11 protein-coding genes are annotated in these 13,044 nt (G+C 59.4%); 10 read left to right on the forward strand and 1 reads right to left on the reverse strand.

The genetic code is table 11. The features are described 5' to 3' along the window. Positions 1-23: 23 nt before the first annotated feature. Entirely contained in the window at positions 24-962 is a 939-nt protein-coding gene (locus J5276_RS05380; protein ID WP_003515770.1) for an AEC family transporter, read from the forward strand. Here the strand turns inward: J5276_RS05380 and J5276_RS05385 are convergent. After that, positions 946-2,154 (reverse strand): UbiH/UbiF family hydroxylase, encoded by a 1,209-nt coding sequence (locus J5276_RS05385; protein WP_112154613.1) that lies wholly within the window; start codon positions 2,152-2,154, stop codon positions 946-948. The genes J5276_RS05380 and J5276_RS05385 overlap by 17 nt on opposite strands. A gap of 209 nt (positions 2,155-2,363) precedes the next feature. Here J5276_RS05385 and pcsA point away from each other — a divergent pair, with 209 nt between their 5' ends. From pcsA to J5276_RS05430, 9 genes are all read left to right on the forward strand, one after another. Next, the gene (gene pcsA, locus J5276_RS05390) at positions 2,364-3,089 is read left to right on the forward strand and encodes a phosphatidylcholine synthase (RefSeq protein ID WP_111790347.1); all 726 of its coding nucleotides are present in this window, start codon (positions 2,364-2,366) and stop codon (positions 3,087-3,089) included. A 212-nt stretch (positions 3,090-3,301) separates the two neighbouring features. Then, positions 3,302-4,858 carry an ABC transporter ATP-binding protein gene (locus J5276_RS05395; RefSeq protein ID WP_162632921.1) on the forward strand — a complete coding sequence of 519 codons (1,557 nt, stop codon included), beginning with the start codon at positions 3,302-3,304 and terminating at the stop codon, positions 4,856-4,858. Next, positions 4,848-5,939 carry an ABC transporter permease gene (locus J5276_RS05400; RefSeq protein ID WP_013636336.1) on the forward strand — a complete coding sequence of 364 codons (1,092 nt, stop codon included), beginning with the start codon at positions 4,848-4,850 and terminating at the stop codon, positions 5,937-5,939. The genes J5276_RS05395 and J5276_RS05400 overlap by 11 nt, the downstream gene beginning before the upstream one ends. Then, positions 5,939-6,859, forward strand: coding sequence for an ABC transporter permease (locus J5276_RS05405; protein WP_019566110.1), 921 nt, complete (start codon positions 5,939-5,941; stop codon positions 6,857-6,859). Before J5276_RS05400 ends, J5276_RS05405 begins: the two co-directional genes overlap by 1 nt. 37 nt (positions 6,860-6,896) lie before the next feature. Continuing rightward, positions 6,897-7,970 (forward strand): BMP family ABC transporter substrate-binding protein, encoded by a 1,074-nt coding sequence (locus J5276_RS05410; protein WP_003515759.1) that lies wholly within the window; start codon positions 6,897-6,899, stop codon positions 7,968-7,970. 232 nt (positions 7,971-8,202) lie between these two features. Then, positions 8,203-8,940, forward strand: a complete 738-nt coding sequence (locus J5276_RS05415; RefSeq protein WP_003515757.1) for a FadR/GntR family transcriptional regulator — start codon at positions 8,203-8,205, stop codon at positions 8,938-8,940. 206 nt (positions 8,941-9,146) lie between these two features. Further along, positions 9,147-10,508: a bifunctional UDP-N-acetylglucosamine diphosphorylase/glucosamine-1-phosphate N-acetyltransferase GlmU gene (gene glmU, locus J5276_RS05420; RefSeq protein ID WP_003515755.1), complete on the forward strand. Its 1,362-nt coding sequence runs from the start codon at positions 9,147-9,149 to the stop codon at positions 10,506-10,508. A 204-nt stretch (positions 10,509-10,712) separates the two neighbouring features. Further along, positions 10,713-12,539: a glutamine--fructose-6-phosphate transaminase (isomerizing) gene (gene glmS, locus J5276_RS05425; protein WP_080798336.1), complete on the forward strand. Its 1,827-nt coding sequence runs from the start codon at positions 10,713-10,715 to the stop codon at positions 12,537-12,539. Beyond that, positions 12,536-13,039, forward strand: coding sequence for a GNAT family N-acetyltransferase (locus J5276_RS05430; protein WP_111804480.1), 504 nt, complete (start codon positions 12,536-12,538; stop codon positions 13,037-13,039). Before glmS ends, J5276_RS05430 begins: the two co-directional genes overlap by 4 nt. Positions 13,040-13,044: the final 5 nt, after the last annotated feature.

The raw sequence follows: 13,044 nt of genomic DNA on the forward strand, positions 1-13,044 counted from the left end.
ATTTCATACGCGGGGGAAAGACTGTGGCCGATATCGTCGGATTGCTTTTGCCGTTTTTCGGCCTGATCTTCATCGGCTACGGCGCGGCGCGCATAACGAAACAGCCGGTCGAGGCGATGGGCTGGCTGAACACCTTCATCATCTATGCGGCGCTTCCGGCGCTGTTTTTCAAGCTGGTGTCGAAAACGCCGGTGGAAGAACTGACGCGCATGGATTTCGTTGCCGCCAGTCTTGCCTGCACCTACGGCATTTTCTTGGCTGTGTTCCTGATCGGCCGGTTCGTGAGAAAGAACAATCTCGCCGAAACGACGATCCAGAGTTTCGCGGCAAGCTACGGCAATATTGGCTATATGGGTCCGGGGCTTGCGCTTCTGGCGCTCGGTGAAAAAGCGGCAGTGCCCGTCGCGCTGATCGTCTGTCTCGAAAACGCCGCCCATTTCATCGTCGCACCGGCGATGATGGCGGTTGCGGGCGGTGACAAGCGCTCTGCAGCAAGGCTTGCGCTGGATGTGGCGCGCAAGGTCATTACTCACCCGTTCATCGTGTCGGTAATCGCCGGTTTTCTGGCCGCTTCGCTGTCATGGCAGCCGCCGGAGGCGGTGCAGCGGCTGGTGGATTATCTGGCGCAATCGGCGGCACCCTGCGCTCTGTTTGCCATGGGTGTCACGCTGGCGCTGCGGCCAATGAAGCGGGTGCCGGTCGAAATCAGCTATATCGTCCCGGCAAAGCTTATCCTGCATCCGCTTGCCGCTTATCTTGTGCTCTCGTCGCTCGGGCGGTTCGAACCGGTATGGATCTATTCCGCCGTGCTGCTTGCGGGCTTGCCGACCGCGACAAATGTCTTCGTCATCGGTCAGCAATATCACGTCTGGCAGGAGAGGGCGTCGGCGACGATCCTGATCTCGACGGTGCTTTCGGTCTTCACGCTGACGGGCGTGGTTTATTTCATCCAGCCTTTTTGAAGCTGCCGAACAGCAGCGAGGGCAGGGCCTTCAGCCCGCGCCCCGGCTCGATGCCTTCGCGCATGACCATGCTTCTGAGCGTGCCGATGCCGGATAGCACATGCAGACCAGCCGCACGCGCCATCTGCACCGGGAGTAGATCGGAAAGCAGCGACCGGTTGAGGAGATCGACGCTGAGGGTGCGGGTGTAGACATCCGCCCGCCGCTTGCGGTCGAAGCTGCTGCCGGCATCCGCCGCAATCGGGCGGTCGGAGACGGCGCCGAGCAGTTCGGTGAGGGTGATGATGTCGCGCAGGCTGAGGTTCAGACCCTGTGCGCCGATGGGCGGGAAACCATGTGCAGCCTCGCCGATCAGGGCGACGCGGCCCTTGCCGAAGCGATGCGCGGTCATGGAAGATAGTGGCCATGCCTGCACGCTGTTCTCCACCTTAACGGCGCCGAGCATGGATTGCATGCGCTCCTCCACCCTGAGGCTGAGCGCGTCAAGCGGCAGTGCCGTCAGCTCTTCCGCTTGCGCTGGAGTGACAACCCAGACGAGGCTGGAGCGGTCGCCGGGCAGGGGAACCTGCGTGAAAGGTCCCGTGGGCGTATGGAATTCTGTCGAGACATTGCCGTGCGGCCGGCTATGGCTGAAGTTCAAAACGATGGCCGTCTGCGGATAGGACCAGGATTTGACGCCGATCGCGGCTGCATCCCGCACCATCGACTTCCTGCCATCCGCGCCGATCAGAAAATCTGCGGAGAGCGCTTCACCATCGCCAAGTGTTACCGATACACGGTCGTTGCCGATATCAATCGTCTCGGCAGTGGTTTCGAAGCGGGTAATATTGTGTTCCTGTTCGACCGCTTCGCTAAGCACGCCAAGCAGCGCCTCATTGGGAATATTCCAGCCGAATGCATCCAGCCCGATTTCAGAGGAGCGGAACTGCACGGTGGGCGCGCGCAGCAGGCGGTCGGTGCCGTCAATGATCTGCATGGTGGAAAGACGGGCTGCGTCAGGGGCTATGCGCGACCAGAGGCCAAGCCGGTCCATGAAGCGGATCGACTGGTCCATCAGCGCCGTCGTGCGCCGGTCCTTCTTTTCGCTGGGGGGCGCAACAAGCGCCACGTGGCGGCCCGCCCGCGCAAGAGCTATGGCCGCAATCTGGCCCGCAAGTCCCGCACCGGTGATGGCGATATCGAAGTGTCTCATGGTCCTGATCCGTTGTTATTTCCAAGGCATCATAAAGGCTTTGCGCGGGTAAATCCACTTTGACCCCGGAACATCCCGGCGTAAACATTCGTTGGTTGTACCGCTATATTAGTCCTAGGATAAGCCAGATCAGCCGGTTGCAAAGCGTGGTGAATGGCCGCATACCGGAATGAACAGGGCGGATGAAAAGCGGGGCGCAGACGCTGACCATGAAAATTTTCAACTACAAGCGTGTTCCCTACGCGGAAATCCGCGCCTTTTCCGTTCATATTTTGACGGCATCCGGGTCGTTTCTGGCTTTTCTTGGCGTCGTCGCCGCTTCCGAACACCGCTTTGTCGACATGTTCTGGTGGCTGGGGCTAGCGCTGCTGGTGGATGGCATTGACGGGCCCATCGCCCGCAAGGTTCGGGTGAAGGAAGTTCTGCCCAACTGGTCCGGCGATACGCTCGACAATATCATCGACTATGTCACCTATGTGCTCTTGCCCGCCTTTGCGCTTTACCAGAGCGGCATGATCGGCGAGCCGCTGTCCTTCGTTGCGGCTGGCATGATCGTGGTGTCGAGCGCCATCTATTATGCCGACATGGGCATGAAGACGGACGAATATTTCTTCTCCGGCTTTCCGGTGGTGTGGAACATGGTGGTGTTCACGCTGTTCGTCATGGATGCCAGCGCCACAACAGCCATGACGGTCGTTACCGTCTCGGTGTTCCTGACATTCCTGCCGATCAATTTCCTGCATCCGGTGCGCGTTAAGCGATTGCGGCCGCTTAATCTGGCAATCGTGTTCGTCTGGTGCGCGCTTGGCGGTTATGCGTTGCTGATGCATTTCGAAACGCCGTCCTGGGCGGTGATCGGCTTTGTGGCGAGCGGGCTTTATCTCTATTGCATCGGCGGAATATTGCAGTTTTTCCCCGCGCTCGGCGCGAAATAAGAAAAGCGTAAAGCCGTTTATTGCTTGTGCAAATTGCATTTAAGCAACGTCTTTTTCAGTTGTGCGCAGCAGCAAAACAGTTATCAATAAATCATGATCGCGCAACATTGCATACGTGTTGTAGCCTGATTGGGAACAATGACCACGGTTGCTGAAATGCTTCGAAGAAAGCATGGGTAGCCGGTGTAGAGAGGGAATTCGTGACTGGAACTATGGCGCCGGAGGCCGTGCCTCTCCTGTCCGTTCGCAAGCTGACCAAGCTGTTCGGCAATTTCGCCGCATGCAACGGCATCGACCTCGATATAGCGCCGGGCGAAATCCACGCGCTTCTGGGTGAAAACGGCGCGGGCAAGTCCACGCTCGTCAAGATGCTGTTCGGCGTGCTCTCGCCGAGCGAGGGTGATATCGTCTGGCAGGGTCAGCCGGTTTCCATAGGTTCGCCAAGCGAGGCCCGCAGGCTCGGCATCGGCATGGTCTTCCAGCATTTCTCCCTGTTTGAGGCGTTGACGGTTGCTGAAAACATCGCCCTGTCGCTGGACCCGAAAATTTCATTGAAGGAAATCGCCAAGGAAGCGGAACAGCTTTCGCGCGCCTATGGCCTGCCGCTCGATCCCAATGCGCATGTCGCCGATCTTTCGGTTGGCGAGCGCCAGCGTATCGAGATCGTGCGCGCCCTGTTGCAGAACCCGCGCCTTATCATTCTCGACGAGCCGACTTCGGTTTTGACACCGCAGGAGGCGGACAAGCTGTTCGAGACGTTGGCGAAGCTGAAGGCCGAAGGCCGTTCGGTGCTTTATATCAGCCACCGGCTGGAAGAGGTGCAGCGTATCTGCGACCGCGCCACCGTTCTGCGCCATGGCAAGGTTACGGGCGCCTGCGATCCGCGCAAGGAAACACCGGCATCTCTGGCGCGCATGATGGTGGGTGGCGATGTCGCAAGCGTTTCGCGACCGACGGGCGATGCCCTCGGTCAACCGCAGATCGAGGTCATGGGGCTTTCCGTTGCGCCACGCACGCCCTTTGCGGTGGCGTTGAAAGCGGTTTCCATGACTGTGCGCGCCGGCGAAGTGCTGGCGATTGCCGGGGTTGCCGGAAACGGGCAGGGCGAGTTGTTCGATGCGCTTTCGGGCGAATATCCCGTCTATAATAATGATGCGATCCATCTCCGCGGCAAGCCGGTCGGTCGCATCGGCATCAATGGCCGACGGCTGATGGGCGCCGGTTTCGTACCCGAGGAGCGCCACGGCCATGCCGCCGTTCCCGGCATGAGCCTTTCCGACAATCTTCTGCTGGCGCGGGCGCGCTCCGACCGTAAGGCCTTTCTGACGGGCGGTTTTCTGCGCATCGTCAGGGGTTCAGCTATCAAGGCGGCGGCGCGGCGCATATCGGAAACCATGGATGTGCGCAAAAGCGGGGCAGATCCGCTGGCGGGATCTCTGTCGGGCGGCAATCTGCAAAAATTCATCGTCGGGCGCGAACTCGATCGTCAACCGGCCGTACTTGTTGTCAACCAGCCGACATGGGGTGTGGATGCGGGGGCGGCGAGCCGTATCCGGCAGGCGCTGGTCGATCTCGCCAAAGCCGGCTCGGCCGTCATCGTCATCAGCCAGGACCTCGATGAAATCTTCGAGGTCGCCACCAATATCGCGGTCATTTCCGATGGGCAGCTTTCGCAGGCCTATCCGGTGGAAGACATGACGCTTGAAAAGATCGGCCTGCTGATGGGCGGCGTCCACACACAGTCAGGAGCCGCCCAGCATGCGCATTGAGCTTGAAAAACGGGCAGGGATCTCGAAGCTATTTACCCTTCTCTCGCCGCTTCTGGCACTGGTGCTGACGCTGCTCGTCGGCGCCATCATGTTCGCCATACTCGGTAAAAATCCGCTTGATGCGCTTTACGCCTTTTTCATCGAGCCACTGCTGGAGGTCTGGTCGCTGCATGAGCTGGCGATCAAGGCCGCACCGCTGATCCTGATCGCGGTTGGCCTGTCTATCTGTTATCGCTCCAACAACTGGAACATCGGCGCGGAAGGACAATTCACCATCGGCGCGATCACCGGTTCCATCCTGCCGGTGCTTTATCCGGACTGGCATTCGCCACTCATCCTGCCGTTGATGCTGGTTATGGGCGCCATCGGTGGCGCACTCTATGCCGGTATTCCGGCGCTGTTGAAGACGAAGTTCAACACCAACGAAATCCTCGTCAGCCTGATGCTGGTCTATGTCGCGCAGCTTTTTCTCGACTGGCTGACGCGCGGCATCTGGCGCGATCCGGGCGGCTATAACTTCCCGCAGACGAAACCCTTCAACGAGAGCGCAGTGCTGCCGGAAATGCTGGCATCGGGCCGGGCGCATTGGGGTTTCGTGTTTGCCATCGTAGCGGCCATCGCGCTGTGGTTCATGATGCGTTACATGCTGAAAGGCTTCGAGGTTACGGTTCTTGGCCAATCGGCGCGGGCAGGGCGTTTTGCCGGTTTCTCATCGAGCCGCATGGTCTGGTTTTCGATGCTGCTTTCCGGCGCGCTTGCCGGGCTTGCGGGCATTTCGGAAGCCTCCGGCTCCATCGGCCATCTTCAGCCCAGCATTTCTCCGGGTTACGGCTTCACCGCCATCATCGTCGCCTTTCTCGGCCGCCTCAATCCGCTCGGTATCATCCTCTCCGGGCTGGTGCTTGCACTGACCTATCTGGGTGGTGAGGCGGCGCAGCTTTCCATCGGTGTGTCTGACAAGGTGACGCGTGTGTTTCAGGGGCTGATGCTGTTCTTCGTACTCTCCTGCGATACGTTGATCTTCTACCGCATCAGGGTCGTCTTCACCGGCAAGGCGCATAACAGCCAAGGAGCGGCATGATGGATATGCTTCAGGCCATCCTTCTCACGGTCATCACTGCCGCCACACCGCTCGTCCTTGCCGCCTCGGGCGAGCTGGTGGCGGAACGCTCCGGCGTCCTCAATCTCGGCGTCGAGGGCATGATGATCATGGGTGCGGTCTGCGCTTTCGCTGCCGCGCATATGACCGGATCGCCCTATCTCGGCATTCTGGCCGGTATCGCGTCGGGCGCGGTTTTCTCGCTGCTCTTCGGTTTCCTGACGCTGACGCTCGTTACCAACCAGGTGGCGACGGGACTTGCGCTGACCATTCTCGGTCTTGGCGTTTCCGGCATGCTGGGCGAAAGCTTCGTTGGCCTGCCGGGCGTCAAGCTGCAGCCCATCGTCTTTCCGGTGCTGTCGGAGATACCCTTCATCGGCCCCTTGCTGTTCCGGCAAGACCTGATCTTCTACATGTCCATCGCGCTCGTTGCCGGCATAAGCTGGTTTCTGTTCAAGAGCCGCACGGGTCTCAAGATCCGCGCCATCGGCGACAATCACGGTTCTGCCCATGCGCTTGGCATCAACGTCATCCGCACACGCTATCTGGCTGTCATGTTCGGCGGTGCGTGCGCGGGGCTTGCCGGCGCGCAGCTTTCGTTGGTCTATACGCCGCAATGGGTGGAAAACATGTCGGCCGGGCGTGGCTGGATCGCACTGGCACTCGTCGTCTTCGCGTCCTGGCGTCCATGGCGGGTGCTGGCAGGCGGTTATCTGTTCGGCGCTGTCACTATCGGGCAGTTGCACGCCCAGGCATTCGGCATTGGCGTGCCGTCGCAACTGCTTTCGGCGCTGCCCTATATCGCAACTATTGTCGTGCTGGTCATCATCTCGCATAATCGCCGCACGACCTTGATCAACACGCCGGCATCACTGGGCAAATCCTTCGTGCCGGACCGGTGAGAAAAACTTCCAGTCTCCAAACCAAACAGGGGTAAAAATGAAAAAACTGGTCATCGCACTTGCTGCTTCCATAGCGGCTCTTGGAGGCGTCGTTTCTTCGGCTGAGGCCGCCGACGCAAAGAAGGTCTGCTTCATCTATGTCGGCAGCCGCACCGATGGCGGCTGGACGCAGGCGCATGAAATCGGTCGCGAAGAGCTGCAGAAGCATTTCGGCGACAAGATCGAAACGCCGTTCCTCGAAAGCGTTCCGGAAGGCCCGGATGCCGAACGCGCCATCGAGCGCATGGCACGTTCCGGCTGTGAGCTGGTCTTCACCACTTCCTTCGGCTTCATGGATGCGACCGTTAAGGTGGCCCAGAAGTTCCCCAAGGTGAAGTTCGAGCACGCCACCGGCTTCAAGACCGCCGAAAACGTCGCGACCTACAATTCGCGTTTCTATGAAGGCCGCTACATTCAGGGCCAGATCGCCGCAAAGATGTCGAAGAAGGGTGTTGCCGGCTACATCGCTTCCTTCCCGATCCCGGAAGTGGTGATGGGCATCGACGCTTTCGTTCTTGGCGCGCAGTCCGTCAATCCTGAGTTCAAGGTCAAGGTCGTCTGGGCCAACACCTGGTTTGACCCCGGCAAGGAAGCCGATGCCGCCAAGGCGCTTATCGATCAGGGCGTCGATATCCTGACGCAGCACACCGACACGACGGCTCCGATGCAGGTTGCAGCCGAGCGCGGCATCAAGGCCTTCGGTCAGGCTTCCGATATGATCAAGGCCGGTCCGGAGACACAGCTGACCGCGATCAAGGACACCTGGGGCGCCTATTACATCAAGCGCACGCAGGCCCTGCTTGACGGCACGTGGAAGTCCGAATCCATCTGGGACGGCCTGAAGGACGGCATCCTGACCATGGCGCCTTACACCAACATGCCTGATGACGTGAAGAAGATGGCTGAGGAAACCGAAGCCAAGATCAAGTCGGGCGAGTTGCACCCCTTTACCGGTCCGGTGAAGAAGCAGGACGGTTCGGAATGGCTGAAGGCGGGTGAGAAGGCTGAAGACGGCGTTCTGCTCGGCCTCAACTTCTACGTTGCCGGCGTGGACGACAAGTTGCCGCAATAATGTGACACGCAGGTACTAGCTGCTAACGGGACCGCGCATGCAATTCATGCGCGGTCTTTGTTATTTTGATGTGTTTTATTGTTCGAACGAAGTTTGGCTTTGCTTTTCACGCGCGTTGATGTTTTTCACTGTATTCTGCGTTGAAAATCGGGCTGCTTTCCTGGATTACACAAGTCAGGCGCGATTTTTACATCTTCAACCGAACGGAAGGACATGGAATTTGCAGCGCGGAATGCTCGATGCGGCGATCGGTTTTCGAAAGTTGCGGACAAATCATGCTCAGGTCGTTCACAAGCTCGGTCTCGATATCGTGTCCGGAGTTTTCAAGACGGGTGACATCCTGCCGGGCGATGCCGAGCTGATGGAGCGGCTGAAAGTCTCTCGAACGGTGCTTCGCGAGGCGATGAAGACGCTCACCGCCAAGGGCATGATCTCCCCCAAGGCGCGCATCGGTACCCGTGTGACGGAGCGCGAAAGCTGGAACATGTTCGACAGCGAGGTGCTGCTCTGGCACTTCGAGGCTGGTGTCAGCGAGGAATTCCTGCTGCATCTCTACGATATCCGCCAGGCGTTCGAACCCTATGGCGCGGGTCTTGCTGCCGCCAGGGCAAAAGACGCCGATATCGCAAGGCTTGTCGCTTACGCCAACGAGATGGGCAACACGGCTTATTCCAAGGAAAAGCGCGCGCTTGCGGATATGAATTTCCACGTTCTCATCACCGAAATGTCCGGCAACCCGTTCATGCGCACCGTCGGTTCGCTGATAAAGGCGGCGCTGGCGGGCATTTTCCGGATGAGCAACCCGGAAGCCGATCCCAACGAGATTTCCGACGTGTCTGCCTCTCACCTGCGACTCGTCGAAGCGTTTCGCCTGCGCGATGAGGGGGCAGCCCGGCGCGAGATGGAAAGGCTGATTGAAAACGGCCGTCAGCAGATACTCGAATTCACGGCCCGTAACTCCCGCCCATAGATCATGCCAGCCTGCCGCTGATCACGTTTGATGAAAATCGGCGTGGAAATTTGGTGGAGATTTGCATGGTTTCTTAAGTGGGGCGCCGTTATAGCAGTGCCGGAAAGAAATCAACCATACGCCCGTCCGCAGTGCTGGCCGGCGTAAAGTCAAACATTGCCCCTGTCCGGGCCGCCTGTGGCCGGTGACGGGGTGTTGGAGGTCTTATGGAGCGCAGCTCTCTAGCCGTTATTCTCGCAGCGGGCGACAGCACGCGCATGAAGTCTTCGAAGTCCAAGGTGCTTCATCCGGTCGCTGGACGCCCGATGATCGGGCATGTGGTGGAGGCTGTTGCTGGAGCGGGCGTCGGCGCGGTGGCGCTGGTGGTCGGGCGCGATGCCGACAATGTCGCTGCTGCGGCAAGTCTCAAGGGCCTGCAGGTCGAGGCTTTCCTGCAAAAGGAACGCAAGGGCACCGGTCATGCGGTTCTTGCCGCACGCGAGGCGATCGAACGCGGTTTTGACGATGTCATCGTCGCTTATGGCGATGTGCCGCTCATCACCTCAGCCACGCTCGACAGGGCGCGCGAGGCGATTGCCGACGGTGCCGATGTCGCCGTTATCGGGTTCCATACCGACCGCCCCACGGGTTACGGGCGGCTTCTGGTCGAGAATGGCGAGCTGGTCGCGATCCGCGAGGAAAAGGACGCCACCGACGAGGAGCGCAAGGTCACCTGGTGCAACAGCGGATTGATGGCAATCAACGGCCGCAATGCGCTGGATCTGCTGGATAGGATCGGCAACAGCAATGTGAAGGGCGAATATTATCTGACTGACATCGTCGAGATCGCCCGTTCTCTCGGCCGCCGCGCCATTGCCATCGATGCGCCGGAAAAGGAATTGACCGGCTGCAACAACCGCGCTGAACTCGCCTTCATCGAGAGGCTCTGGCAGGAGCGCCGCCGTCACGAATTGATGGTCGACGGCGTTTCGATGATCGCGCCTGAGACAGTATTCCTTTCCTTCGATACGAAGATCGGTCAGGATGTCCTGATCGAGCCCAACGTCGTTTTCGGTCCCGGCGTGACGATCGAGCCGGGTGCGATCATTCATGCATTTTCGCATCTGGAAGGGGCCTATCTGGCCGAGGGTGCGGTTGTCGGTCCCTTTGCGCGGTTGCGTCCGGGTGCAAACCTGCATGCCAATGCCAAGGTCGGCAATTTCTGTGAGGTCAAGAAGGCCGAGATCGGCGAGGGCGCAAAGGTCAACCATTTGACCTATATCGGCGATGCTTTCGTGGGTGCAGGCAGCAATATCGGCGCGGGTGCCATCACCTGCAATTATGACGGTTACAACAAGTCCGAAACGCGGATCGGAGCCAACAGCTTCATCGGCTCGAATTCGTCGCTGGTTGCTCCCGTCTCCATTGGAGAGCGGGCGTATATCGCCTCCGGCAGCGTGATTACCGATGACGTGCCTGCCGATGCGCTGGCTTTCGGGCGCGCGCGCCAGGAGGTGAAACCGGGCAGGGCGGTCGCCTTGCGCGAGCGGGCGAAAGCGCTGAAGGAAGCGAAGAAAAAATCCTCTTAGATGACGTTACCGAGCGATACTGAAAGTGACCGGCGGGATAATTGCCGATTTCAGAGAAACGGTTAAAGCATTTCCAGTAAAGGTGCGCAGCGGTTTTACGTCCGGAAATGCATCAGAACAAAAAGGTGGTGTATTTTCGCATTTCAGGGAAAGGCGGAAATACTCTGGAAGTTTCGGTGAAGAGATCGCCGTCTGGAGAAATATATGTGCGGAATTGTCGGAATTGTCGGAACGCAGCCCGTTGCTGAACGGCTTGTCGATGCGCTGAAGCGCCTCGAATATCGCGGTTACGATTCGGCGGGTGTCGCCACCATCGACAATGGCGCGATGGACCGTCGCCGGGCGGAAGGCAAGCTGTTCAATCTGGAAAAGCTGGTCTCTGAAAAGCCGCTGCCAGGTGTCGTCGGCATCGCGCATACGCGCTGGGCGACGCATGGCGTGCCGAACGAAACCAACGCCCACCCGCATTTCGTCGAAGGCGTTGCCGTCGTTCATAACGGCATCATCGAAAACTTCTCCGAATTGCGCGAGGAACTGAGCGCCGAGGGTGCAACCTTCACCACCCAGACCGACACCGAAGTGGTGGCGCAGCTTCTGGCAAAATACACCCGCGAAGGGCTTGGCCATCGCGAGGCGATGCTGAAGATGCTGAACCATGTGACCGGTGCCTATGCGCTGGTGGTGATGTTTCAGGACGATCCCCATACGCTGCTTTCGGCGCGCTCCGGCCCGCCGCTTGCCGTCGGTTACGGCAGGGGCGAGATGTTCCTGGGGTCCGACGCGATCGCGCTTTCGCCTTTCACCAATGAGATCACCTATCTGGTGGATGGCGACTGCGCCATCGTGACCCGTGACGGTGCGGAAATCATCGATTTCTCCGGCAAGCCGGTGAAACGCGAGCGCCAGATTTCGCAGGCGACGGCTTTCGTGGTCGACAAGGGCAACCACCGCCATTTCATGGAAAAGGAAATCTATGAGCAGCCGGAAGTCATTTCCCATGCGCTCAGCCACTATGTGGATTTCGCCTCCAAAACCGTGAAGGATGCCGATAAGGCGATCGATTTCGCCAGGCTTTCCGGCCTTGCCATTTCCGCCTGCGGCACGGCCTATCTTTCCGGCCTGATCGGCAAATACTGGTTCGAACGTTACGCGCGCCTGCCGGTGGAAATCGATGTCGCATCGGAATTCCGTTACCGCGAGATCCCGCTCGTTCCCACGCAGGCCGCGCTGTTCATTTCGCAATCGGGCGAAACCGCCGATACGCTGGCGGCCTTGCGTTACTGCCAGCAAGAGGGACTGAAGATCGGCGCAGTGGTCAATACACGTGAATCGACCATGGCGCGCGAATCGGATGCGATCTTTCCGATCCTCGCCGGCCCGGAAATCGGCGTGGCCTCCACCAAGGCCTTCACCTGCCAGCTTGCCGTGCTCGCTTCGCTCGCGGTTGCCGCGGGCAAGGCGCGCGGCACGTTGAAGCCAGGCGAGGAAAAGGAGCTGGTGCAACAGCTTATCGAGATGCCGCGCATTATGAGCAAGGTGCTGAACCTCATCCAGCCGCAGATCGAGGCGCTGTCGCGCGATCTGTCGCGCTTCAAGGATGTACTTTATCTCGGCCGCGGCACCAGCTTCCCGCTGGCGCTGGAAGGCGCACTGAAGCTCAAGGAAATTTCCTATATCCACGCCGAAGGATATGCAGCCGGCGAGCTGAAGCATGGGCCAATCGCACTGATCGACGAGAACATGCCTGTCATCGTCATCGCGCCGCATGACCGCTTCTTTGAAAAGACCGTTTCGAACATGCAGGAAGTGGCCGCGCGCGGTGGCCGCATCATCTTCATCACCGACGAGAAGGGCGCCGCTGCGTCCAAGCTCGACACCATGGCGACGATCACGCTGCCCAATGTCGACGAGCTGATCGCGCCGATGGTCTTCTCGCTGCCGATCCAGCTGCTGGCCTATCACACCGCCGTCTTCATGGGCACGGATGTGGACCAGCCACGCAATCTGGCGAAATCGGTGACGGTGGAATGATCATCCGGCCGGAGCGGCAAGGTGATGAAGAAGCGATTGCTCGCGTTACGGAAGATGCCTTCCGTAACGTCGACTACAGCGACAAGACGGAACATGTGATCGTCGAACGGCTTCGCAAGGCCGGTGCGCTGACTGTTTCTCTGGTTGCCGAGGACAGCGAAGGCATCATCGGCCATATCGGTTTTTCACCGGTAACACTGTCGGGCGGCGAGACCGGCTGGTTCTGTCTTGCGCCCTTATCGGTGGCGCCGGACCGGCAAAGGCAGGGTGTCGGCTCGGGGCTGGTTCGGGAAGGGCTTGCCGCGCTGGACCGTCTGAGTGCTTCTGGCGCAGTTGTCGCTGGCGATCCGGACTATTACGGCCGCTTCGGTTTTCGCCATGTTGAGGGCCTGAGCGGCAAGGCGATTCCTGACGAATATTTCACAGTTCTTCGCTTGCATGGCGGAACTCCATCCGGCATTGTCGGTTTTCATCCGGGTTTCGATAGCGACAACGCTTAATTCCG

The sequence above is a fragment of the Agrobacterium sp. S7/73 genome (genome assembly GCF_019355535.1).
GTDB lineage: Bacteria > Pseudomonadota > Alphaproteobacteria > Rhizobiales > Rhizobiaceae > Agrobacterium > Agrobacterium tumefaciens.

What these genes read in the sequence shown, in the direction of transcription:
- glmS (WP_080798336.1), top strand. Translation starts at nt 10,713, where the DNA reads ATGTGCGGAATTGTCGGAATTGTCGGAACGCAGCCCGTTGCTGAACGG.
- J5276_RS05400 (WP_013636336.1), top strand. Translation starts at nt 4,848, where the DNA reads ATGCGCATTGAGCTTGAAAAACGGGCAGGGATCTCGAAGCTATTTACC.
- J5276_RS05405 (WP_019566110.1), top strand. Translation starts at nt 5,939, where the DNA reads ATGGATATGCTTCAGGCCATCCTTCTCACGGTCATCACTGCCGCCACA.
- pcsA (WP_111790347.1), top strand. Translation starts at nt 2,364, where the DNA reads ATGAAAATTTTCAACTACAAGCGTGTTCCCTACGCGGAAATCCGCGCC.
- J5276_RS05385 (WP_112154613.1), bottom strand. Translation starts at nt 2,154, where the DNA reads ATGAGACACTTCGATATCGCCATCACCGGTGCGGGACTTGCGGGCCAG.
- J5276_RS05395 (WP_162632921.1), top strand. Translation starts at nt 3,302, where the DNA reads ATGGCGCCGGAGGCCGTGCCTCTCCTGTCCGTTCGCAAGCTGACCAAG.
- J5276_RS05430 (WP_111804480.1), top strand. Translation starts at nt 12,536, where the DNA reads ATGATCATCCGGCCGGAGCGGCAAGGTGATGAAGAAGCGATTGCTCGC.
- J5276_RS05410 (WP_003515759.1), top strand. Translation starts at nt 6,897, where the DNA reads ATGAAAAAACTGGTCATCGCACTTGCTGCTTCCATAGCGGCTCTTGGA.
- J5276_RS05415 (WP_003515757.1), top strand. Translation starts at nt 8,203, where the DNA reads ATGCTCGATGCGGCGATCGGTTTTCGAAAGTTGCGGACAAATCATGCT.
- glmU (WP_003515755.1), top strand. Translation starts at nt 9,147, where the DNA reads ATGGAGCGCAGCTCTCTAGCCGTTATTCTCGCAGCGGGCGACAGCACG.